General features: G+C 61.1%; 22 protein-coding genes. 13 read left to right on the top strand and 9 right to left on the bottom strand.

Annotated elements, in window-relative coordinates; translation table 11 throughout:
• Positions 1-91 precede the first annotated feature (91 nt).
• Positions 92-1,600, bottom strand: a complete 1,509-nt coding sequence (putP, locus tag EDF75_RS04635) for a sodium/proline symporter PutP (RefSeq protein ID WP_133597396.1) — start codon at positions 1,598-1,600, stop codon at positions 92-94.
• 481 nt (positions 1,601-2,081) lie between these two features.
• Between putP and putA the strand changes: the two genes are divergently transcribed.
• A complete protein-coding gene (putA, locus tag EDF75_RS04630; protein ID WP_133597394.1) occupies positions 2,082-6,044 on the top strand; it encodes a trifunctional transcriptional regulator/proline dehydrogenase/L-glutamate gamma-semialdehyde dehydrogenase in 3,963 nt (1,320 codons plus the stop codon).
• 136 nt (positions 6,045-6,180) lie between these two features.
• On the top strand, positions 6,181-6,576 hold the full coding sequence (locus EDF75_RS04625) for a lysozyme inhibitor LprI family protein (protein WP_133597392.1): 396 nt from the start codon (positions 6,181-6,183) through the stop codon (positions 6,574-6,576).
• On the opposite strand, the gene rutR is transcribed toward EDF75_RS04625, so the two are convergent.
• Positions 6,573-7,211 (bottom strand): HTH-type transcriptional regulator RutR, encoded by a 639-nt coding sequence (gene rutR / locus EDF75_RS04620; protein ID WP_041144920.1) that lies wholly within the window; start codon positions 7,209-7,211, stop codon positions 6,573-6,575. The genes EDF75_RS04625 and rutR overlap by 4 nt on opposite strands.
• 285 nt (positions 7,212-7,496) lie before the next feature.
• Here rutR and rutA point away from each other — a divergent pair, with 285 nt between their 5' ends.
• The 7 genes from rutA to rutG are packed head-to-tail and all read left to right on the top strand — an operon-like array spanning position 7,497 to position 12,915.
• Positions 7,497-8,588, top strand: a complete 1,092-nt coding sequence (gene rutA, locus EDF75_RS04615; RefSeq protein WP_133598003.1) for a pyrimidine utilization protein A — start codon at positions 7,497-7,499, stop codon at positions 8,586-8,588.
• Positions 8,588-9,298: a pyrimidine utilization protein B gene (gene rutB, locus EDF75_RS04610; RefSeq protein ID WP_095096233.1), complete on the top strand. Its 711-nt coding sequence runs from the start codon at positions 8,588-8,590 to the stop codon at positions 9,296-9,298. Before rutA ends, rutB begins: the two co-directional genes overlap by 1 nt.
• Positions 9,291-9,686, top strand: coding sequence for a pyrimidine utilization protein C (gene rutC / locus EDF75_RS04605; RefSeq protein ID WP_133597390.1), 396 nt, complete (start codon positions 9,291-9,293; stop codon positions 9,684-9,686). The genes rutB and rutC overlap by 8 nt, the downstream gene beginning before the upstream one ends.
• Entirely contained in the window at positions 9,683-10,483 is an 801-nt protein-coding gene (rutD, locus tag EDF75_RS04600; protein WP_133597388.1) for a pyrimidine utilization protein D, read from the top strand. Before rutC ends, rutD begins: the two co-directional genes overlap by 4 nt.
• Positions 10,480-11,070, top strand: coding sequence for a malonic semialdehyde reductase (locus EDF75_RS04595; RefSeq protein ID WP_133597386.1), 591 nt, complete (start codon positions 10,480-10,482; stop codon positions 11,068-11,070). Before rutD ends, EDF75_RS04595 begins: the two co-directional genes overlap by 4 nt.
• Positions 11,071-11,079: 9 nt before the next feature.
• The gene (gene rutF, locus EDF75_RS04590; RefSeq protein ID WP_123707388.1) at positions 11,080-11,574 is read left to right on the top strand and encodes an NADH-dependent FMN reductase RutF; all 495 of its coding nucleotides are present in this window, start codon (positions 11,080-11,082) and stop codon (positions 11,572-11,574) included.
• Between the two features lie 21 nt (positions 11,575-11,595).
• Positions 11,596-12,915 (top strand): pyrimidine utilization transport protein G, encoded by a 1,320-nt coding sequence (gene rutG, locus EDF75_RS04585; RefSeq protein ID WP_045854790.1) that lies wholly within the window; start codon positions 11,596-11,598, stop codon positions 12,913-12,915.
• Between the two features lie 35 nt (positions 12,916-12,950).
• Here the strand turns inward: rutG and EDF75_RS04580 are convergent, their stop codons facing one another.
• Both EDF75_RS04580 and EDF75_RS04575 read right to left on the bottom strand, forming a co-directional pair.
• Positions 12,951-13,892, bottom strand: a complete 942-nt coding sequence (locus EDF75_RS04580; RefSeq protein ID WP_133597384.1) for a DMT family transporter — start codon at positions 13,890-13,892, stop codon at positions 12,951-12,953.
• A 172-nt stretch (positions 13,893-14,064) separates the two neighbouring features.
• Positions 14,065-14,238 (bottom strand): con-10 family general stress protein, encoded by a 174-nt coding sequence (locus tag EDF75_RS04575; RefSeq protein WP_041144912.1) that lies wholly within the window; start codon positions 14,236-14,238, stop codon positions 14,065-14,067.
• A 382-nt stretch (positions 14,239-14,620) separates the two neighbouring features.
• On the opposite strand from EDF75_RS04575, the gene wrbA reads away from it, so the two are divergent.
• Both wrbA and EDF75_RS04565 read left to right on the top strand, forming a co-directional pair.
• Complete coding sequence (gene wrbA, locus EDF75_RS04570; protein WP_041144911.1) at positions 14,621-15,217, top strand: NAD(P)H:quinone oxidoreductase; 597 nt, start codon at positions 14,621-14,623, stop codon at positions 15,215-15,217.
• 20 nt (positions 15,218-15,237) lie between these two features.
• Complete coding sequence (locus EDF75_RS04565; protein ID WP_133597382.1) at positions 15,238-15,465, top strand: YccJ family protein; 228 nt, start codon at positions 15,238-15,240, stop codon at positions 15,463-15,465.
• A gap of 49 nt (positions 15,466-15,514) precedes the next feature.
• On the opposite strand, the gene agp is transcribed toward EDF75_RS04565, so the two are convergent.
• Both agp and EDF75_RS04555 read right to left on the bottom strand, forming a co-directional pair.
• Positions 15,515-16,762 (bottom strand): bifunctional glucose-1-phosphatase/inositol phosphatase, encoded by a 1,248-nt coding sequence (gene agp / locus EDF75_RS04560; protein WP_133597380.1) that lies wholly within the window; start codon positions 16,760-16,762, stop codon positions 15,515-15,517.
• Between the two features lie 99 nt (positions 16,763-16,861).
• Positions 16,862-17,221, bottom strand: coding sequence for a winged helix-turn-helix transcriptional regulator (locus tag EDF75_RS04555; RefSeq protein WP_133597378.1), 360 nt, complete (start codon positions 17,219-17,221; stop codon positions 16,862-16,864).
• 101 nt (positions 17,222-17,322) lie between these two features.
• Here EDF75_RS04555 and EDF75_RS04550 point away from each other — a divergent pair, with 101 nt between their 5' ends.
• Positions 17,323-18,072 (top strand): SDR family oxidoreductase, encoded by a 750-nt coding sequence (locus tag EDF75_RS04550; RefSeq protein WP_133597376.1) that lies wholly within the window; start codon positions 17,323-17,325, stop codon positions 18,070-18,072.
• A gap of 21 nt (positions 18,073-18,093) precedes the next feature.
• Here the strand turns inward: EDF75_RS04550 and EDF75_RS04545 are convergent, their stop codons facing one another.
• Positions 18,094-18,318, bottom strand: a complete 225-nt coding sequence (locus EDF75_RS04545) for a hypothetical protein (RefSeq protein WP_045854783.1) — start codon at positions 18,316-18,318, stop codon at positions 18,094-18,096.
• Between the two features lie 231 nt (positions 18,319-18,549).
• Between EDF75_RS04545 and EDF75_RS27035 the strand changes: the two genes are divergently transcribed.
• A complete protein-coding gene (locus EDF75_RS27035; protein ID WP_095096195.1) occupies positions 18,550-18,672 on the top strand; it encodes a small membrane protein in 123 nt (40 codons plus the stop codon).
• A 73-nt stretch (positions 18,673-18,745) separates the two neighbouring features.
• Here the strand turns inward: EDF75_RS27035 and EDF75_RS04540 are convergent, their stop codons facing one another.
• Both EDF75_RS04540 and EDF75_RS04530 read right to left on the bottom strand, forming a co-directional pair.
• Positions 18,746-20,137, bottom strand: a complete 1,392-nt coding sequence (locus EDF75_RS04540) for an APC family permease (protein ID WP_133597374.1) — start codon at positions 20,135-20,137, stop codon at positions 18,746-18,748.
• Between the two features lie 354 nt (positions 20,138-20,491).
• Positions 20,492-21,913 carry a glutamine synthetase family protein gene (locus EDF75_RS04530; protein ID WP_133598001.1) on the bottom strand — a complete coding sequence of 474 codons (1,422 nt, stop codon included), beginning with the start codon at positions 21,911-21,913 and terminating at the stop codon, positions 20,492-20,494.
• Positions 21,914-21,973: the final 60 nt, after the last annotated feature.

Genomic DNA, 21,973 nt, shown 5'->3' with positions numbered 1-21,973 from the left:
CAAGAGGGTTCCCGTCGGTCTCGGTCCGGCTGCGGCGAGCCGCGGGCACAAAAAAGCCCGCCGGAGGCGGGCTTTAGCAGAAAGCCTGTGCTTACTCAGCGGTCGCGCGGACCGGCGGCGCGGAGTGATAGTGGGCATCGGCCTCGGCAAAACGCTGCTGCATGGATGCCGAAGGCGCTTTGCTCAGCAGGCTGAAGACCACGATCCCGAGGCTGCCAAAGATGAAGCCAGGGATGATTTCGTACAGGCCCAGCCAGCCAAACTGTTTCCAGACGATAACGGTCAGCGCGCCGATGACCATGCCGGCCAGCGCGCCGTTGCGGGTCATGCGTGACCACATAACGGAGAACAGCACCACCGGACCGAAGGCCGCGCCGAAGCCCGCCCACGCGTAGCTCACCAGGCCCAGCACGCGGTTGTCCGGATTGGCCGCCAGCGCGATGGCAATCAGCGCCACCACCAGCACCATCATCCGACCGACCCACACCAGCTCTTTCTGCCCGGCGTTTTTGCGCAGGAAGGCCTTATACAAATCCTCGGTGATCGCGCTGGAACAGACCAGCAGCTGGCAGCTCAGGGTTGACATCACCGCCGCCAGAATCGCCGACAGCAGGATCCCGGCAATCCACGGGTTAAACAGGATTTGCGCCAGTTCAATAAACACGCGCTCGGAGTTCTGATTTACCGCCCCGGCCAGCGCCGGGTTGTTGTTAAACCACGCGATGCCGAAGAAGCCAACCGCCACGGCGCCCGCCAGGCAGAAGATCATCCAGGTCATGCTGATGCGGCGAGCGTGGACGATGCTGTGATGGGAGTCCGCCGCCATAAAGCGTGCCAGAATATGCGGTTGACCAAAGTAGCCGAGGCCCCAGCCCATCAGCGAGATAATGGCGACGAAATTAAGCCCTTTCAGCATATCAACGTTCTCAATGCTCTTTTGCTTAATCACCTCCAGCGAATCGCCGAAGCCGCCGACGGAAATAATCACCATCACCGGCGTCAGGATCAGCGCGAAAATCATCAGGCTGGCCTGCACGGTATCGGTCCAGCTTACCGCGAGGAATCCGCCGACGAAGGTATAAATAATCGTCGCGGCAGCACCGGCCCACAGCGCCGTTTCGTAGCTCATGCCAAAGGTGCTTTCAAACAGACGCGCGCCGGCAACGATGCCGGAGGCACAATAAATAGTGAAGAACAGCAAAATAACCAGCGCGGAGATAATACGCAGCACCCGGCTTTTATCTTCAAAGCGGCCGGTGAAATAGTCCGGCAGGGTCAGCGCATTATTATTCACCTCGGTATGAACGCGCAGGCGGCCGGCGACCAGCTTCCAGTTAACCCACGCCCCCAGCGTCAGGCCGATGGCAATCCAGCTCTCGGAAATACCGGAAAGAAATATGGCTCCCGGCAGCCCCATCAGCAGCCAGCCGCTCATATCCGAGGCTCCGGCGGACAGCGCGGTCACGAAGGGACCGAGGCTACGGCCACCGAGAATATAATCATCGAAGTTCTTCGTCGATCGCCAGGCAATAAACCCGATCAGTACCATGCCAAATATATAAACCGTAAAAGTCACCAACATCGGGGTGCTAATAGCCATGCAAATCTCCAGATTTTTTGTCGACAGCGTCCAGATTTGTCGTTTTATTCCACTACCGGAACGGGGTAATGGCACAATGGTTGTATTGGGCGACCGTATCCTGAGGGAAGCGGCGGTTTTTCACAAACGATTTAACACAGCATTTACACTAATTCCGCCGATGACCAAACCTCATTTTGTTATAGGTTGCACTTCCTCACGTTTTTATTGGTTGCACCTGGTAAAACTGTTAACTGACGCAGATAAATACGCCTTTAAATAAAGGTTAAATTACCGCTAATCCCATCATTAAATTTAACAACAAAACCATTTTTCAGCCTGACCCACAAGTTGTGATTAACAAGGTTGCACAAAGTTGCAACATAGTAGATATTCCTACGCAACCTCATAACCGCACAGAAGCTCAGCTCGCCGAATCATGCCGCCACAATACGGGTCCGGTCATGGATGAAGCGAGTGACCAATAACAGGAGTTCATGACATGGGCACCACCACCATGGGCGTTAAACTTGACGAAGCCACGCGCGAACGCATCAAGTCCGCCGCCAGCCGTATCGACCGCACGCCGCACTGGCTGATTAAGCAGGCGATTTTCAACTATCTGGAAAAGCTGGAGAATGACGAATCGCTGCCCGAGCTTCCGGCGCTGCTCTCCGGAGCGGCCAACGAAAGCGACGACGCGGGTCCGCTGAGCGAAGAGCCGTACCAGCCGTTCCTTGAATTCGCCGAGCAGATCCTGCCGCAGTCGGTGGCGCGGGCGGACATTACCGCCGCTTATCGCCGCGCCGAAACCGACGCCGTGCCGATGCTCCTCGAGCAGGCCCGCCTGCCGCAGGCGCTGGGCGAACAGGCGCATAAGCTGGCCTGGACGCTGGCGGAAAAGCTGCGCAATCAAAAAACCGCCAGCGGGCGCGCCGGAATGGTGCAGAGCCTGCTGCAGGAGTTCTCCCTCTCCTCCCAGGAGGGCGTGGCGCTGATGTGCCTCGCGGAGGCGCTGCTGCGTATTCCGGATAAAGCCACCCGCGACGCCCTGATCCGCGACAAGATCAGCAACGGTAACTGGCAGTCGCATATCGGCCGCAGCCCGTCGCTGTTCGTTAACGCCGCCACCTGGGGGCTGCTGTTTACCGGTAAGCTGGTCTCCACCCACAATGAAACCAGCCTGTCGCGCTCGCTGAACCGCATCATTGGCAAAAGCGGCGAACCGCTGATCCGCAAAGGCGTCGATATGGCGATGCGCCTGATGGGCGAGCAGTTCGTCACCGGCGAAACCATCGCCGAAGCGCTGGCCAACGCCCGCAAGCTGGAAGAGAAAGGCTTCCGCTACTCCTACGATATGCTCGGGGAAGCGGCGCTGACCGCCGCCGACGCCCAGGCCTATATGGTCTCCTATCAGCAGGCAATTCACGCGATTGGCAAAGCCTCCAACGGCCGCGGCATCTATGAAGGGCCGGGGATCTCCATCAAGCTCTCCGCCCTGCATCCGCGCTACAGCCGCGCGCAGTACGATCGGGTCATGGAAGAGCTCTATCCGCGCCTGAAGTCGCTGACCCTGCTGGCGCGCCAGTACGATATCGGCATTAACATCGACGCCGAAGAGGCCGATCGCCTGGAGATCTCTCTCGACCTGCTGGAGAAGCTGTGCTTTGAGCCGGAGCTGGCGGGCTGGAACGGGATCGGCTTCGTTATTCAGGCCTATCAGAAGCGCTGTCCGTTCGTGATTGACTCGCTGATCGATCTCGCCACCCGCAGCCGCCGTCGTCTGATGATCCGCCTGGTGAAGGGCGCCTACTGGGATAGCGAAATCAAGCGCGCGCAGATGGACGGCCTGGAAGGCTATCCGGTTTATACCCGCAAGGTTTACACCGACGTCTCCTATCTCGCCTGCGCGAAAAAGCTGCTGACGGTGCCGAGCCTGATTTACCCTCAGTTCGCCACCCATAACGCCCATACCCTGGCGGCTATTTACCAGCTGGCGGGGCAAAACTATTATCCGGGTCAGTACGAGTTCCAGTGCCTGCACGGCATGGGCGAGCCGCTGTACGAACAGGTAGTGGGTAAAGTGGCCGACGGTAAGCTCAACCGCCCGTGCCGAATTTATGCCCCGGTCGGCACCCACGAAACCCTGCTGGCCTACCTGGTACGCCGCCTGCTGGAGAACGGCGCCAACACCTCCTTCGTCAACCGCATCGCCGATACCAGCCTGCCGCTTGACGAACTGGTCGCCGACCCGGTCAGCGCGGTCGAGAAGCTGGCCCAACAGGAGGGCCAGGCCGGCCTGCCGCATCCGAAAATTCCGCTGCCGCGCGATCTCTATGGTCAGGGCCGCAGCAACTCCGCGGGGCTGGATCTGGCGAACGAGCACCGCCTCGCCTCCCTCTCCTCCTCTTTACTCAACAGCGCCCTGCACAAGTGGCAGGCCCTGCCGATGCTGGAGCATCCGGCTGCCGAAGGCGAGCTGCAGGCGATCGTTAACCCTGCCGAGCCGAAGGATATCGTCGGCCACGTGCGCGAAGCCAGCGACGAAGAGGTACAGCAGGCGCTGACCAGCGCGGTCAGCTGCGCGCCGATCTGGTTCGCCACCCCGCCGCAGGAGCGTGCGGCCATCCTCGAGCGCGCGGCGATCCTGATGGAAGGCCAAACGCAGACGCTGATCGGGATTCTGGTGCGCGAAGCGGGTAAAACCTTCAGCAACGCCATCGCCGAGGTTCGCGAAGCGGTCGACTTCCTGCACTACTACGCCGGCCAGGTTCGCGACGATTTTGATAATGAAACCCACCGCCCGCTGGGTCCGGTGGTGTGCATCAGCCCGTGGAACTTCCCGCTGGCGATCTTCACCGGCCAGATTGCCGCCGCGCTGGCCGCGGGCAACAGTGTGCTGGCGAAACCCGCCGAGCAGACGCCGCTGATCGCCGCTCAGGGCGTGGCGATTCTGCTGGAGGCCGGCGTCCCGCCGGGCGTTATCCAGCTGCTGCCGGGCCGCGGGGAAACCGTCGGCGCGGCGCTCACCGGCGACCAGCGCGTGCGCGGGGTGATGTTTACCGGCTCCACCGAGGTTGCGACGCTACTGCAGCGCAACATCGCCAGCCGCCTTGACGCCCAGGGGCGTCCGACGCCGCTGATCGCCGAAACCGGCGGCATGAACGCGATGATCGTCGACTCGTCGGCGCTGACCGAACAGGTGGTGGTTGACGTGCTGGCTTCCGCCTTCGACAGCGCCGGCCAGCGCTGCTCCGCGCTGCGGGTGCTGTGCCTGCAGGAGGAGATCGCCGACCATACGCTGACCATGCTGCGTGGCGCAATGGGCGAATGCCGGATGGGCAACCCGGGCCGCCTGACCACCGATATCGGGCCGGTGATTGATGCCGAAGCGAAAGAGAATATCGAGCGCCACATTCAGACGCTGCGCGCCAAGGGGCGCAACGTCTTCCAGGCGGTGCGCGAGAACGGCGACGACGCCCGCGAATGGCAGAGCGGAACCTTCGTTCCGCCGACGCTTATCGAACTCGACAGCTTTGACGAACTGAAAAAAGAGGTCTTTGGCCCGGTCCTGCACGTGGTGCGCTACAACCGCAACGCGCTGGATCGGCTGGTTGAGCAGATCAACGCTTCCGGCTATGGCCTGACGCTCGGGGTTCATACCCGCATCGACGAAACCATCGCCCAGGTCACCGGCAGCGCAAAAGTCGGCAACCTGTACGTCAACCGCAATATGGTGGGCGCGGTGGTTGGCGTCCAGCCGTTCGGCGGCGAAGGCCTGTCGGGCACCGGCCCGAAAGCGGGCGGCCCGCTGTATCTGTACCGCCTGCTCTCAAGCCGTCCGCACAACGCCGTCGGCGCAACCCTTGCCCGCCAGGACGCTGAACGTCCGCTGGACGCCCAGCTGAAAACCCTGCTGGAAAAACCGCTGGTCGCGCTACAGCAGTGGGCCGCAGGCCGGCCAGAGCTGCAGGCGCTGTGCCAGCAGTATAGCGAACAGGCGCAGGCCGGCACCCAGCGCCTGCTGCCGGGGCCGACCGGCGAGCGCAACACCCTGACCTTTATCCCTCGCGACCGCGTGCTGTGCGTGGCGGATAATGAACAGGATGCGCTGACCCAGCTGGCGGCGGTTGCCGCCGTCGGCTGCGAGATCCTGTGGCCGGATAACGCCCTGCATCGCGAACTGGCGAAGAAGCTGCCGCGCGAAGTCAGCGAGCGCATCGGCTTCGCCAAAGAGGCCGAGCTCACCGCCCAGGTCTTCGACGCGGTGATTTACCACGGCGACTCCGATCAGCTGCGCGCGCTGTGCGAACAGGTGGCGGCGCGGGACGGGGCGATCGTTTCGGTACAGGGATTCGCCCGCGGCGAAACCAACCTGCTGCTGGAGCGCCTCTATATCGAGCGCTCGCTCAGCGTCAATACCGCGGCGGCGGGCGGAAACGCCAGCCTGATGACCATCGGCTAAGGCCGATTCCCGCAGGCGGCGTCGGGCAAAACCCTGGCCCGCCGCCGGGGGATCGCAGACCGGATGACAGCAGGCCAAAGCTGTGGTTAATTAAGGCTCCCGGACGGGGGCCTTTTTTATGTATGGGAGTGGAACAATGAAACGCACTTTACTCGCGCTTGCCGCCCTGTTAGCAAGCGGTCAGGCGCTGGCGGACGAATGCGCCAACGCCAACAATCAGATGGAGATGAATCAGTGCACGGCGGCGCAGTATCAGGCGGCCGACGGCAAGCTCAACCAGACCTACCAGCAGGCGCTGAAGCGCGCCTCAGGCAGCCAGCAGGCGCTGCTGAAGAAATCTCAGCTGGCGTGGATCGCGCTGCGCGACGCCGACTGCGCGTTTTTGACCTCCGGGTCCGAAGGCGGCACCATCCAGCCGACGCTCGTCAACCAGTGCATGGCGGACAAAACCGTGGAGCGCGAATCGTATCTCTCCTCACTGCTGCAGTGTGAAGAGGGCGATCTGAGCTGCCCGCTGCCGCCGGCCAACTAGCGCACCCGGATCCCTTCAACGATCATCCGCTGAACGTTCTCCACGGTCTGCTGAAAGAACGCTTCATCGCGCAGCGTTGCGCCGGTCACCGCCTCAATCTGGGTGGCAAAATCGGCGTAATGCTGCGTGGTGGCCCAGATCATAAAGATCAGATGCTGGGGGTCGACCGGCGCCAGCTTGCCGCTTTCAACCCAGCCGGAAACGATCGCCGACTTTTCATCCACCAGCGCTTTCAAATCGCCGGTTAGCTCCCCCATCAGCAGCGGCGCGCCCTGCAGCATCTCGAGGCAGAACAGCTTTGACGCCTGCGGATGGTCGCGGGAGACCTCCAGCTTCAGGCGAATGTACTCGCGGATCGCCACCAGCGGGCTGATATCTTCGCGAAAGGCCTTCAGCGGCGCCAGCCAGATGGTGAGGATCTGCTGCAAAACGGCAACGTACAGCGCCTCTTTCGACGGGTAGTAGTAAAGCAAATTGGTTTTCGATACCCCGGACAGCTCCGCAACCTGCTCAAGCCGCGTGCCGTGAATGCCAAATTGCGAAAACGCGTCCAGCGCGGCGGCGAGGATAGCCTCTTTCTTTGCGCTCACCGCCAGCGAACGCTTGCCGCTTTTTTTCTCGGCGCCCTGTGCCATTTGTTATCTCCTTGTTTCACCGCCATCAGCATAGCAAAAGCCCATCGCCGACACGACCTCCTGCACCCCAATTGCGCATGACCGCCGTTTTTTCGTGCACCGATTTTGACCATTTAGTCTACTTTTTCAGGGCTCACATCCGGCAACCATTAAGCAACACATTAATAACATTGGTATTTGTAAAACTGGCATCGTCTTTGCTTTATCAGATTAGCGAGGTGGCTCAGGAAGATGCAGGATGCAGCGCCGCACGCCTTCTTGTTTAACGACCGCAAAGAGGTGCATATGAAAATTGGTGTCTTCGTTCCGATCGGCAATAACGGCTGGCTCATTTCCACCCATGCCCCGCAGTACATGCCGACGTTTGAGCTGAATAAAGCGATTGTGCAGAAAGCCGAGCACTACAACTTTGACTTCGCGCTGTCGATGATCAAGCTGCGCGGCTTTGGCGGTAAAACCGAATTCTGGGATCACAATCTCGAATCCTTCACCCTGATGGCGGGCCTCGCGGCGGTGACGTCGCGGATCCAGATCTACGCCACCGCCGCCACCCTGACCCTGCCTCCGGCCATCGTCGCCCGGATGGCCTCCACCATCGACTCGATTTCCGGCGGCCGCTTCGGCGTTAACCTGGTTACCGGCTGGCAAAAGCCGGAGTACGAGCAGATGGGGATCTGGCCGGGTGACGACTATTTCGCCAGCCGCTACGACTATCTCAGCGAATATGTCCAGGTGCTGCGCGATCTGTGGGGAACCGGGCAGAGCGACTTTAAGGGCGACCACTTCACGATGAACGACTGCCGCGTCAGCCCGCAGCCGTCGCAGCCGATGAAGGTTATCTGCGCCGGACAAAGCGATGCCGGCATGGCCTTCTCCGCCCAGTACGCCGACTACAACTTCTGCTTCGGCAAAGGGGTCAACACCCCGGCCGCCTTCGCTCCGACCGCCGCGCGCATGATGCAGGCGGCGGAAAAAACCGGTCGCGACGTCGGCTCGTACGTGCTGTTTATGGTTATCGCCGACGAAACGGATGAAGCCGCGCGCGCGAAATGGGAGCACTATAAGGCCGGTGCCGACGAAGAGGCGCTGGCGTGGCTCACCGAGCAGAGCCAGAAGGATACCCGCTCCGGTAGCGATACCAACGTCCGCCAGATGGCCGACCCCACCTCAGCGGTCAATATCAACATGGGCACTCTCGTCGGCTCTTATGCCAGCGTCGCCCGCATGCTCGATGAAGTCGCCGCGGTCCCAGGTACCGACGGCGTGCTGCTGACCTTTGATGATTTCCTCTCCGGCATTGACGCCTTCGGCGAGCGCATTCAGCCGCTGATGCGCTGCCGCGACCATATTGCCACCGCTACTCGCGAGGTTGCCTGATGATTACCCTTCCCGCTCGCCCGGAATCCTTAACCTTCGCGGCGCAAAACAGCGCGCTGATCGTGGTGGATATGCAAAACGCCTATGCAAGCCAGGGCGGCTATCTCGATCTGGCCGGGTTTGACGTCTCCGCCACCCGGCCGGTTATCGACAATATCAACACCGCCGTCGCCGCCGCCCGCGCCGCCGGAATGCTGATTATCTGGTTCCAGAACGGCTGGGACGACCAGTACATGGAGGCTGGCGGCCCCGGCTCGCCCAATTACCATAAATCCAACGCCCTGAAGACCATGCGCCGCCGTCCCGAGCTGCAGGGCAAGCTGCTGGCTAAAGGCGGCTGGGACTACCAGCTGGTTGATGAGCTTAAGCCGCAGCCGGGCGACGTGGTGCTGCCAAAACCGCGCTACAGCGGCTTCTACAACACCCAGCTGGACAGCATTTTGCGCAGCCGCGGCGTTCGCCACCTGGTGTTCACCGGCATCGCCACCAACGTCTGCGTGGAGTCCACCCTGCGCGACGGCTTCTTCCTCGAATATTTCGGCATCGTGCTGGAGGACGCCACCCATCAGGCCGGACCGGCCTTCGCTCAGCAGGCGGCGCTGTTCAATATTGAGACCTTCTTTGGCTGGGTCAGCGACGTCGCCAGCTTCTGCGACGCCCTGCAGCCCGCCAGCCCAATCCCGTTCCCGGAGGAGAAACGTTATGCCTAAACAGGTCATTATTCCACCCGGCACCACCACGCCGATCGCCCCTTTCGTACCCGGCACGCTGGCCGATGGCGTAGTGTACGTCTCCGGTACGCTGCCGTTCGATAAGCAAAACAACGTGGTCCACATCGGCGACCCAAAGGCGCAAACCCGTCACGTTCTGGAGACCATCCGCAGCGTTATCGAAACGGCGGGGGGCAGTATGGAGGATGTGACCTTCAACAGCATTTTTATCACCGACTGGAAAAACTACGCCGCGATTAACGAAGTTTACGCCGAGTTTTTCCCCGGCGATAAGCCGGCTCGGTTCTGCATTCAGTGCGGTTTGGTGAAGCCCGAGGCGCTGGTGGAGATCGCCACGGTGGCGCATATCGGGAAGCCGGCGCTATGAAGCTCAATATCGCCCCTGCGCCTTACGAGGGCGCCCCGGTTGTGGTGCTGAGCGCCGGGCTGGGCGGCGCCGGCAGCTACTGGACCGCCCAGCGCGCGCCGCTGGCAGAGCGATACCAGTTGGTGACCTATGACCAGAACGGCACCGGCGAAAACGCCGGCCCGCTGCCCGCCGCCTACAGCATGCCGACTATGGCCCAGGAGCTGTGGCAGGCGCTGGAGAAGGCCGGAATTACGCGCTTCGCGCTGGTGGGCCATGCGCTGGGAGGATTGATCGGCCTGCAGCTGGCGCTCGACAAACCCCGGGCGGTCAGCGCCCTGGTGCTGGTTAACGCCTGGCTAACGCTGTCGACCCACACCCGCCGCTGCTTCCAGGTGCGCGAGCGCCTGCTGCATACCGGCGGCGCCCAGGCGTGGGTGGAAGCGCAGCCGCTGTTCCTCTATCCGGCGGAATGGATGGCCGCGCGCGCGCCGCGCATGGAGGCGGAGGACGCCCTCGCGCTCAGCCATTTTCAGGGTAAGGACAATCTGCTGAAGCGGCTACAGGCGCTGAAGCAGGCTGACTTCTCCCGGCAGGCCGCGGCGGTGACCTGTCCGACCCTGATGATCAGCGCCCGTGACGATCTGCTGGTGCCCGCCTCCTGCTCGCGCTCGCTGCAGGCCGCAATCCCCGGCAGTCAGCTGGTGGAGATGGCCTGGGGAGGCCATGCTTGTAACGTCACCGATACCGAGACCTTCAACCCCATTTTATGCGACGGGCTTGCCGCGATGCTGCCCGCCGGCCAGGAGAGTTTATGAGTGAGAGTATTAGCCAAAGCGCGTGCGACACGCTGTTCAGCCACGCCAGGACCCACAGCGGCTGGCTGGATAAGCCGGTAGCCGACGGCCTGCTGGAGGAAATTTACGCGCTGATGAAAATGGGCCCAACCTCGGCCAACTGCTCTCCGGCGCGGATCGTTTTTGTCCGCACCCCGGAGGGCAAAGAGAAGCTGCGCCCGACGCTCTCCAGCGGCAACGTGGAAAAAACCCTCCGCGCGCCGGTCACCGCCATCGTGGCGTGGGACAGCGCCTTTTACGATCGCCTGCCGGAGCTGTTTCCCCACGGCGACGCCCGCAGCTGGTTTACCTCCAGCCCCCAGCTCGCCGAGGAGACCGCGTTCCGCAACAGCTCCCTGCAGGCGGCCTATCTGATTTTCGCCTGCCGCGCGCTCGGTCTGGATACCGGGCCGATGTCGGGATTCGATCGGGAAAAGGTCGACGCGGCGTTCTTTGCCGACAGCGGATGGAAAAGCAACCTGTTGATTAACATCGGCTATGGCGATGAGACAAAGCTCTACGATCGCCTGCCGCGTCTCACCTTTGACGACGCCTGCCGGCTGGCATAAGGAGCCTCCATGCCTATTGCGGATAAACAAAGCTTTCGCGACGCCATGGCCCAGGTCGGCGCCGCGGTGAACATCATTACCACCGACGGCCCGGCGGGCCGGGCCGGCTTTACCGCCAGCGCGGTGTGCAGCGTGACCGACGAGCCGCCGACGCTGCTGGTCTGCCTGAACCGCTCCGCCTCGGTGTGGCCGACCTTTAGCCAGCATCAGGCGCTGTGCGTCAATACCCTGGCGGCGGGACAGGAGCCGTTATCCAATCTGTTTGGCGGTAAAACGCCGATGGCGGAGCGCTTCGCCGCCGCCGAATGGCAGCCCGGCGTCACCGGCTGCCCGCGCCTGAACGATGCCCTGGCGAGCTTCGACTGCCGCATCAGCCAGGTCGTCAGCGTCGGCAGCCACGACATTCTGTTCTGCGAGGTCGCCGCCATCGTTAAGCATCCGCAGCCGCGCGGGCTGATGTGGTTCGACCGCGGCTATCACACGCTTATGCGCCCAGCCTGTTAACCTTGAACCCGGGATATCATCATGGCACTTTTCGATTTTCCTCGCTGGCAGTTGACCTCCCCCTCCGCCGCTTCCGGCGTGGTGGCCCCCGATGAACGTCTTTCCGTCGGGCAAACGGTGGTTATGGGCGTACAGCACGCGGTCGCGATGTTCGGCGCCACCGTGCTGATGCCGATACTGATGGGGCTCGACCCCAACCTGTCGATCCTGATGTCGGGCATTGGCACCCTGCTGTTCTTTCTGGTGACCGGCGGCCGGGTGCCGAGCTATCTGGGCTCCAGCGCGGCCTTTGTCGGCGTGGTCATTGCCGTCACCGGCTTTAACGGCCAGGGGCTGAACCCGCATCTGGACGTCGCCCTCGGCGGGATTATCGTCTGCGGTCTGCTCTATACCCTGATTGGCCTGGTGGTGATGAAAGCCGGCACCCGCTGGATTGAACGCCTGATGCCGCCGGTGGTCACCGGCGCGGTGGTGATGGCGATTGGCCTGAACCTCGCGCCGATTGCGGTGCGCAGCGTTTCAGCGACGCCGTTTGACGGCTGGATGGCGGTGCTGACCGTGCTGTGCATCGGCCTCGTGGCGGTCTTCACCAGCGGCATGCTGCAGCGGCTGCTGATCCTCGTCGGCCTGATCGCCGCCTGCGTGCTCTACGCGCTGCTGGCAAACGGCCTCGGGCTGGGCAAGCCGCTCGACTTTTCCCTGCTGGAACAGGCCGCGTGGTTTGGCCTTCCCCACTTCACCTCCCCGACCTTTAACGGTCAGGCGATGATGCTGATTGCGCCCGTGGCGGTGATTCTGGTCGCTGAAAACCTCGGCCACCTGAAGGCCGTAGCCGGAATGACCGGGCGCAATATGGACCCCTATATGGGCCGGGCGTTCGTCGGCGACGGGCTGGCGACGATGCTTTCCGGCGCCGTCGGCGGCAGCGGCGTCACCACCTATGCGGAGAATATCGGGGTGATGGCGGTCACCAAAGTCTACTCGACGCTGGTGTTCGTTGCCGCCGCGCTGATTGCCGTCCTGCTCGGGTTTTCACCCAAGTTTGGCGCGCTGATCCACACCATTCCCGGGCCGGTCATCGGCGGGGCCTCGATTGTGGTATTTGGGCTGATTGCGGTAGCCGGGGCGCGGATCTGGGTGCAGAACCGCGTCGATCTGAGCCAGAACGGGAACCTGATTATGGTGGCGGTAACCCTGGTGCTCGGCGCCGGTGATTTTGCCCTCTCGCTGGGCGGCTTCACTCTCGGCGGGATCGGCACCGCTACCTTTGGCGCCATTCTCCTGCACGCTCTGCTTAGCCGCCGCGCGCGGGTAGCAGAAGCGCCTAACGCCACGGTATAAACGGTGCTTTCCCGGTCGCGCCAGGCCGACCGGGACTAGGGATCCGGGCGCTCCGCAAGCTCGGACAGCGCCCCGGCCTCCGTCGGGGCCTCCTGCGTAGCGGAGGCCTTTTTCCGCTTCAGCTTCAGCTCGCTCACCAGAACACCGGCCAGAATAAAGGCGCAGCCCACCAGCGCCAGCAGCGGTAAGCGCTCGCCGGCAATGCGGCCAAAAATCCCCGCCCACACCGGCTCACCGGTATAAATAAGCGTCGCCCTGGTCGGCGAGACGCTGCGCTGCGCCCAGTTCATGGTGACCTGAATAATGGCGCTGAAAATACCCAGCCCCAGCGCGACGCCCAGCAGCCCCGGCGACATTGGGGGGATCGCTTCCCCCGCCGGCACCATCGCCGCAAACGCCACCAGCGACGCGGTGGCCAGCTGCACCACCGTCACCCGCCGGACGTCCACCTTCCCGGCCCAGGCGCTAATTAAGATAATCTCCGCGGCGATCGCCAGCGCGCTGGCAAGGGTGATCGCTTCGCCGACGCCGAGCGCCAGCAGATTATTTTCCGGCCCGGCCAGCAGGATCAGGCCCGTAAAGGCCAGCACCACGCCCAGGCAGGACATCACTCCCGGCATTTTCCCAAGGCACAGCCACTGCAGCAGCGGCACCAGCGGAACGTACATGGCGGTAATAAAGGCCGACTTGCTGCTGGAGATCGACTGCAGGCCCCAGGTTTGCAGGCTGTACCCCAGCGCTATCGAGACGCCAATCGCCACCCCGGCCTTCAGCTCAAGCCACGTCAGCCCGCGCAGGACGCGCAGCGATAGCAGGGCCACCGCCAGCGCCGCGGTCGCGAAACGCACGCCGACAAAAAAGAACGGCCCGCTGAGCGTCACGGCGTACTGTACGGCGAGGAAGGTACCGCCCCAGAACATGGTGATCACGATGAGGATCGCTTCCTGGGGTTTAATGGAGAATTTGAACGAAGACATAGCGCGGCCGGTAGCAAATGATAGCCGGATAGTGTGCAATTAGCCCGCCGGGAGCGCAACCGTTGGCAATAAAAAAACCGCCGGCAGCTGCCGGCGGCGAGAGCGATGCGCAGGGTGCCAGGGAGATTAACCCCGCATCATAAAACGCCCGACCTGCGTCATTGGCGATAAATCAGCTATGACGATTGCCGTGGCTGTTTTTGCCCCCTTTTTTGCCCGCATCCGAGGCGCGCTGGGGATCGTTTTTAAAGTTCCCCCCGCTGTGCTGACCACCTTTACGACCTGCTTCTGATGCTCTTTCACGATCCTCGGCGAAGTTGCCGGAACCGCCACGATGGTTTGCCATCACTGACCTCCGCTTGGTTAGACATCATGCTGCATTACGCGCGATACGCAGCCGCAGCGTCTGCGGCCTATGGCATCACCATTAGCGTACCGCGTGCCTTTAAGCGTAGCGAACGAAACTCATTCATCCGGTAAATAGTAACATCCTGCAACAGCTTTCGGCTCTGTCGGGATATTCCCGCACCGGCAGTGCGCTAAGCTGCTCTTATGGCAGACGAAAGCAGCACAGCGGAAAATGTATCTTTTTGCGACAAAGGCAATCTTTGCAATTTTGTTATAAATCAAATAAATGATTGTTAGATTTGCACTCTCCGCCAGACGCCTTATCTTTAAAGGTAGCCAGTCGTTTGGCTGGCCTATAACGCAACCGAGGAGTGATGCAAATGGCTAAAATTCTGGTGCTTTATTATTCAATGTATGGACACATCGAAACCATGGCTCATGCCGTCGCCGAAGGGGCGAACAGAGTAGACGGCGTGGAAGTGGTGGTGAAGCGCGTGCCGGAAACTATGCATGCTGAGGCATTCGCCAAAGCAGGCGGGAAAACGCAAAATGCGCCCGTCGCCACGCCGCAGGAGCTGGCAGAGTATGACGCCATCATCTTTGGTACCCCAACCCGTTTCGGCAACATGTCCGGACAGATGCGCACCTTCCTCGATCAGACGGGCGGTCTGTGGGCATCCGGCGCGCTGTACGGCAAGCTGGCCAGCGTATTCAGCTCCACCGGCACCGGCGGTGGGCAGGAGCAGACCATTACCTCGACCTGGACCACCCTCGCCCATCACGGGATGGTGATCGTGCCGATTGGCTACGGCGCTCAGGAACTGTTTGACGTCTCGGTGGTTCGCGGCGGTACGCCGTACGGCGCCACCACCATCGCTGGCGGCGACGGTTCTCGCCAGCCGAGCGAGGAAGAGCTGGCGATCGCCCGCTACCAGGGCGAACACGTCGCCGGCCTGGCGGTTAAATTACACGGTTAACCCTTAGCAGGAGGATTTGCATGCCAACTCAAGAAGCAAAAGCTCACCGCGTCGGTGAATGGGCAAGTTTACGCAATACCTCGGTGGAGATCGCCGAAGCGATTTTCGAATTAGCTAAATACGATGAAAAGTTAGCGGAAAAAATCTGGGAAGAAGGCAGCGATGAAGTGCTGTCGCTGGCCTTTGCAAAAACCGATCGAGATTCGCTGTTCTGGGGCGAGCAAACCATCGAACGTAAAAACGTATAACCACGACGTAGCAGAATAAAAAAACCCGGAATTTTCCGGGTTTTTTTCTTTATTTTGCGGCCTGGTTCATCACCGTTTTAAAGGTCTCCATCGGGCAGAATCCGTCGGCGTCCACCGGACAGCCGTTCAGCGCCAGGGTCACCCGCTGCGGCGGCGACTGCAGCGTCAGGGCGTCGGCATTGCGCAGCTGCGCGGTGCTTTGATAGACGTACTCAATCTTCATCAGCTCGCGGTTGCTGCCGCTGTCGTGCCAGCGCTGGAAGACAATTTTGCCGCCGATCGGCGTGCGCTCGTTCTGATCGTGCAGCTGATAGGGTTTAAAATCCAGCGCCGTCAGCAGCGAGGCGATATTGGAATCATGCCCCACCAGCAGCGTCACCTTCGCCGCCTGCGCCGCGTCGCCCACCAGCGCCTTGTCGATATACTTCACCAGCGGCTTCGCAACGTTACGCGCCACTTCCGTTGAGGTAAACAGGCTATCCTGATAGCCGTTTTTCAGCTTCGACAGCACCTGCCACTGCTTATCGGTTTTGATTTCGCCCCACGCCACCTGGTCCTGCGGGAAGCCTTCGTAATACTGCAGGGTGAACGCGTCCACCAGCGAATTACCGACCTTCAGCGGTCCGGATACGCCCGGCTCCTGCTGATATTTGGCGCTGAAGGCGTCCTTTCCGTCGCTCAGCGAGCACTGCTGCTTCTCTTTGCAGGAGGGCGAATTGCGATAGTCGGTCATCTCTTCGAGCAGCTTATAGCTCTCGGTGAGCTGCATTTTTTGCCGCTCTTTCTCCATGGCCTGCACCGCTTTCTCGCTAAACGCCGCGGAGTCATCGGTGATAACCGGGTTAAAGGTCGGGTCCATGGTACCCATTTGCGGCTGGTGGTGGACGGTTACGCCACAGCCGGGAAAGGCGCCGGTGATAAAGAACTGGGCGGTAGCGACGGTGCGCTGCAGGCTATTAGCATAGGCATACACCGCGTTGTCCGGCGGGCACTCGCCGCTGGTCACCAGCTTCTGCTGCGCCAGCCACTCCCGCATATAGTGCCCCATATAGACTTCCAGCACCCCGCCCTTGGTGGTCAGCTGTCCGCCCGGAACGTCCCACTCCGGCCAGGATTTCGGCGTTGACTGCTCCAGCACGCTGCCGTTATTCGCCAGCGGCGCGCGCAGGTTATGGCGGCTCATGATCAGCACCTGCTGGAGCTGATAGCCCTGCGGGGCCGCCTGCTCCTGCGCCTGGACGCCCGCGGACAGCAAAACGCCAGCGGCAATCGCGCCGGCGAGTAGACTTTTTCTCATCCCTTAACCCTCAGTCAGTGATTAGTATCGTCCTGATTGTGACAAATTTATGACATTTTGCCAGACAACAGCGCGCAAACTGAGGCCGCGGGCATTCTTTTAGCGCTTCAGCCGATGGCCGTTGTGGTTCATCCACTCCGCCAGCGGCTGCAGCGCTTCGCGCATCGACAGCCCGAGCTCGGTTATCTGGTACTCAACCCGCGGCGGGATCTCCGGATAGACGCGGCGCGACACCAGCCCGCGCTGCTCAAACAGCCGCAGCTGGCGGGTCAGCTCTTTTTGCGTAATCGGGGCGATGGCGCGCAGCAGTTCGCCAAAGCGCACCGGAGTATTCAGCACGATCAGCCGATAGAGCACCGGGATCGCCCATTTCCCGGCGATCAGGTTAACGAAGCTGGTCATCGGGCAGACCGGGGGGACAAAATTATTTTCCGCAGCCTGCGCCGCTGTTTTCGCCATAGCACACCTCTTCCCTCATTAGTATCCAATTGGTACCTGGTACCTTTTGGATACTAATGCTTTTATAGTGGGATTTCCAGTAAGCGAACGGGAGCACCACGATGGGACGTTTAGCAGGAAAATTAGCCTTAATTACCGGAGGAACCAGCGGTATTGGCCTCGCGACGGCGCAGGAGTTTATCGCCGAGGGCGCCCAGGTTGCGGTCACCGGCCGCAGCCCTGAGGCGCTTCAACAGGCGCAGGAACTATTGGGGGATCGAGGATGGGCTATTGCCGCCGATGCGGGCGACGTCGCAGACCAGCGTCGGCTCGCGCAAACTCTTGCCGGCCGCTGGGAGCGCCTCGATGCGGTGTTCATTAACGCCGGCGACGTCAGCCACGCGAATATTGGCGACTGGCGTGAAGAGAGCTGGGATCGGTTGATGAATACCAATCTCAAAGGGCCGTTCTTTCTGCTACAGGCTCTGCTGCCGCTGCTGGCGAACCCGGCGTCGGTGATCCTCTGCGGCTCGGTGAGCGCCCATATCGGCCTGCCGACCAGCAGCGCCTACGCCGCCAGCAAAGCCGGGCTGCTGTCGCTGGCCCGCACCCTGTCGGCGGAACTGCTGCCGCGCGGCGTTCGCGTTAACGGCCTGAGCCCGGGCCCGGTGCGCACGCCGGCGTTAGATAAGCTCGGCCTCAGCGCGCAGGCGCTGAGCGCCCTGCAGGAGGAGATCAAAAACCTGGTCCCGCTCGGGCGAATGGGCACCCCGCAGGAGCTGGCGAAGGCCGCGCTCTATCTCGCCTCGGACGAGTCCAGCTACGTGGTGGGAACCGAACTGCTGGTGGATGGCGGCACGGGAAATCTCTAATCTGCCCGGCGGCGGTAGAGGCTACTCCGGCAGCGGCACCGCCGCCAGGGTGCAGATAGCCTCATGCTCTCCGCCGCGGCGATCGACCATCACCACTTTGTCTCCGGCCTTCTTGCCTTCGCAGGGCTTGAGCACCTGATCGACGATCCGTTCCCGGGTTTGCTGACGTTCGGTCTCTGCCTGTGAAGCAAACGAGACCAGGATAAGTGCCACCCCTGACAGGCTGACGACATGTTTATTACGCATTCAATATTATTCTCAGACAATTCGTACTCGCGTGCAGAGTAGCAGCCTGAAGGCCGCGCGTCTGTAAAATCGCTTAACGGAGTGTTACCCCGCCCGACAAAACAACAGGTTTACTCTGCGGCAGTTGTTAGGTTTTACCTATGGAAGAGTCATATTTCAGACATATCCCGATGCTATCTTAGCCGCGTATTTATAGAGTGCATCGTTTTCAACCAGGACCCAGGATTGTGTATGTCCGGTATTATTCTCCTTCTCGCCGCGGTCATTTTGCTGGGGGTTGCGCTTTACAGTCTGGTGTCATACGTCAAAGAGCGTCGCGCCAGCCAGCTGCCTTTTCACAAGAAGAAAAAATAACCCCCGTTCCGCGATAGCGACAAAAGAAAAGCAGGCATAGCCTGCTTTTCTTTATTCAGCGTCCACCTTTGCGCTACGACTCCCAGGCCTGCTCCACCTTCGCGCCGTCAAACTGCGGCGGCGGCTTGCGAAAGCGCCGGGTCAGCCAGGTCAGGTACAGCAGACCGACCGCGGCCCACACCAGGCCCAGCGTCAGGGACGTCGCCTCCAGGTTCACCCACAGCACGCCTACCGTCACCGCGCCAATCAGCGGCAGTAGCAGATAGTGGAAGCGGTCCTTCCAGGTTTTGTTATAGCCCTTGCGCCGCCAGAAGTGGTTGAACACCGACAGGTTGACAAAGGTAAAGGCCACCAGCGCGCCGAAGTTGATCAGCGCCGTGGCGGTGACCAGGTCAAAGAACAGCGCCGACAGGGCGACAATGCCGACCATAATCACGTTCAGCGCCGGCGTCCGCCATTTCGGGTGGATATAGCCGAAAACCCGCTCCGGGAAGACGTTGTCGCGCCCCATCACGTACAGCAGACGCGAGACGCTGGCATGCGAAGCCAGCCCCGACGCCAGGGTATTGACGAAGGTGGTGCAGAGGAAAATTGACTGGAACAGCTTGCCGCCAACGTACAGCGCAATCTCCGGCAGCGCCGCGTCGGGGTCCTTAAAGCGGCTGATATCGGGGAAAAAGAGCTGCATAAAGAACGAGGCGGCGATGAAGATAATGCCGCCGTACATGGCGGTGAGGAAAATGGCCTTCGGGATCACCCGCGCGGCGTCCGGAGTCTCCTCCGACAGCGTGGTCACCGCATCAAAGCCGAGAAACGAGAAGCAGACGATCGTCGCCCCGGTGATGATCGGGATCAGATGCGCGTTCTGGCTGATAAACGGCTGCAGCGACCAGACGGTCCCCACGCCTTCACCTTTATGCAGCCCCTGCACCACCAGCACGATAAAGACCACCATGATCGAAATCTGCACCAGCACAAACAGGGTGTTGAAGTTGGCGACCAGGCTCACGCTCTTCAGGTTCGCGGCGGTGAGGATCGCCACAAACGACACCACCCACACCCACGGCGGGACTTCAGGGAACAGGGCGGAAAGATAAATCTTAGCCAGCAGGACGTTGATCATCGGCAGGAACAGGTAGTCCAGCAGCGACGACCAGCCAACCATAAAGCCGACGTGCGGGCTGATTGATTTCTGAGCGTAGGTATACGCCGACCCCGCTTCCGGGAACTGACGAACCAGCTTACCGTAGCTGATGGCGGTAAACAGCACCCCCGCCAGCGCCAGTAAATAGGAGGCGGGGACGTGGCCGTTGCTGATGCCGGAGACAATGCCGAAGGTATCAAACACCGTCATCGGCGTCAGGTAGGCGAGGCCCATCACCACCACCTGCCAGAGCTTGAGCGACTTGCGCAGCCGGGGCTTTCCCGCCTCGGATGAGATGTTAAGAGAAGTATTAGCAGCCATGACCGTTTCCCCCCATGCACGCGTAGGTTTGTGGGTACACTGACCGGGTTACAAACCTGCTTAGCAAGGGGGTTAAGCGTAAATAGCTGGGTAAAACGTACCGGCGAACGGCGGCGGGTTCACATTCATAGCGGCCCTCATGGCCCCCTTCTCCCTGCGGATATTTGAACATCTGCATCATCTCCTACCTCGTCACACACTGTGTCGTTAACTGAAGCCCCGCTGTCGCCTGCGCTCCTTAACGCGACATCCGGGAAACGGCTGGATCCCCAGCAAAAATATTCGGCCAGGCTCCGCTCAGGCCGTATGATGCTACCGATAGTTCTCACCCGTTGGCCCCTTGCGGGGCGGCGGTCAGGCGTTTTTCAACATCCACTCAATCTCTGTTTCGGTGATCAGGCGCTCAAACTGCAGCAGCTCATCATGCTTACAGGCATGGTAAACGTGGCAGAAGCGCTCGCCGAGTAGTTCTCTCAGAGAGTCGTTTTGCATAAACTCCCACAGCGCGTCGCTTTGGCGAATCGGGAACGGCAGCCCCTCCTGCTCGAGCCCGTTGCCCTCCACCTCTTCCTGCAACGGCAGCGTATTGTTGTCCAGTCCGTGTAAAATCCCGGCGAAGATGGCCGCCATCACCAGATACGGGTTGGCATCCGCTCCCGCCACCCGATACTCGACGCGGTGGTTATGGCGATCGCCGCAGGGAATGCGCAGCGCCACGGTCCGGTTGTTGTGCCCCCACGACGCCTGGGTCGGGACGTACATTCCCGGCTGGAAGCGACGGTACGAGTTCACGTTCGGCGCCAGCAGCGCCATCGACGCCGGCATCAGGTCAATCATGCCGGCCAGCGCGCGCTTGAGCAGCGCGGAGTCTTCGCCCTGCGCGTCCGCCAGCACGTTTTCCCCCTTATTGTTCTGCATGCTGATATGGATGTGCATCCCGCTACCGGCGTGCTCTTCATAAGGCTTGGCCATAAAAGTGGCGTGCATCTTATGCTTCTCCGCCATTAAACGCACGAGGCGTTTTAACGCCAGCGCATCATCGCAGGCGTCGAGCACGTTATCGGTATGGTAAAGGTTGATTTCGAACTGTCCGGGCGAGGCTTCCGCTACCGCGCCGTCGGCCGGGATCAGCTGCAGCTGGGCCAGCTCGTCGATATCATTCAGCACGTCGGCGAAGTGGTTGAGGTTATCCACGGAGTAAACCTGGCTTTGGGTGTTGCGCACGTCTGTGCCCGGCGCGCAGGGCGGCTGGAGATAGCCTTCGGCATCGCGCTTGCGATCGAGTAAATAGAACTCCAGCTCTACCGCTACCACGGGGAACAGCCCGCGCTGGCGCAGCTGCTGCCAGAGACGGTTAAGTACGTTCCGCGGCTCAACGTCAAAGGGAGCGCCATCTTCATCAATCATGGTCAGCAGCACCTGGCCGACGTACTGCGGATCGGCGGCGGAAGGCGTTAAGGTGCCCGGCACCGGGACGCAGGTGCAGTCCGGCTCGCCCATATCCTGGCCGAGGCCCGCCTCTTCCACCACGTTGCCCAAAATATCCATCGCAAAAACCGACGCCGGGAAGTAGCAGCCCTTCTCCAGCTTGCTGAGGCTGGAGACCGGGATGCGCTTGCCGCGGAAGCAGCCGTTCAGGTCGGTTAACAGCACGTCGACGTACTGGGTATCAGGGTAGCTTTCAAGGTAGCGCTTTACTTCAGCAGTAAATGCGCTGCCCCGTCTCTCTTCTGACTGCTGAACAAAATTCTCAACTTCTACGATATTGGTTTCCATCATTCACCGCCGTTGTGTTGGTTTCGGACTTCGGCCTGCTTGCCGTTAAATATAATGTCC

The organism is Klebsiella sp. BIGb0149, assembly GCF_004362605.1.
Taxonomy (GTDB): domain Bacteria; phylum Pseudomonadota; class Gammaproteobacteria; order Enterobacterales; family Enterobacteriaceae; genus Klebsiella; species Klebsiella terrigena.
This window is presented reverse-complemented; position numbering and strand designations above follow the sequence as displayed.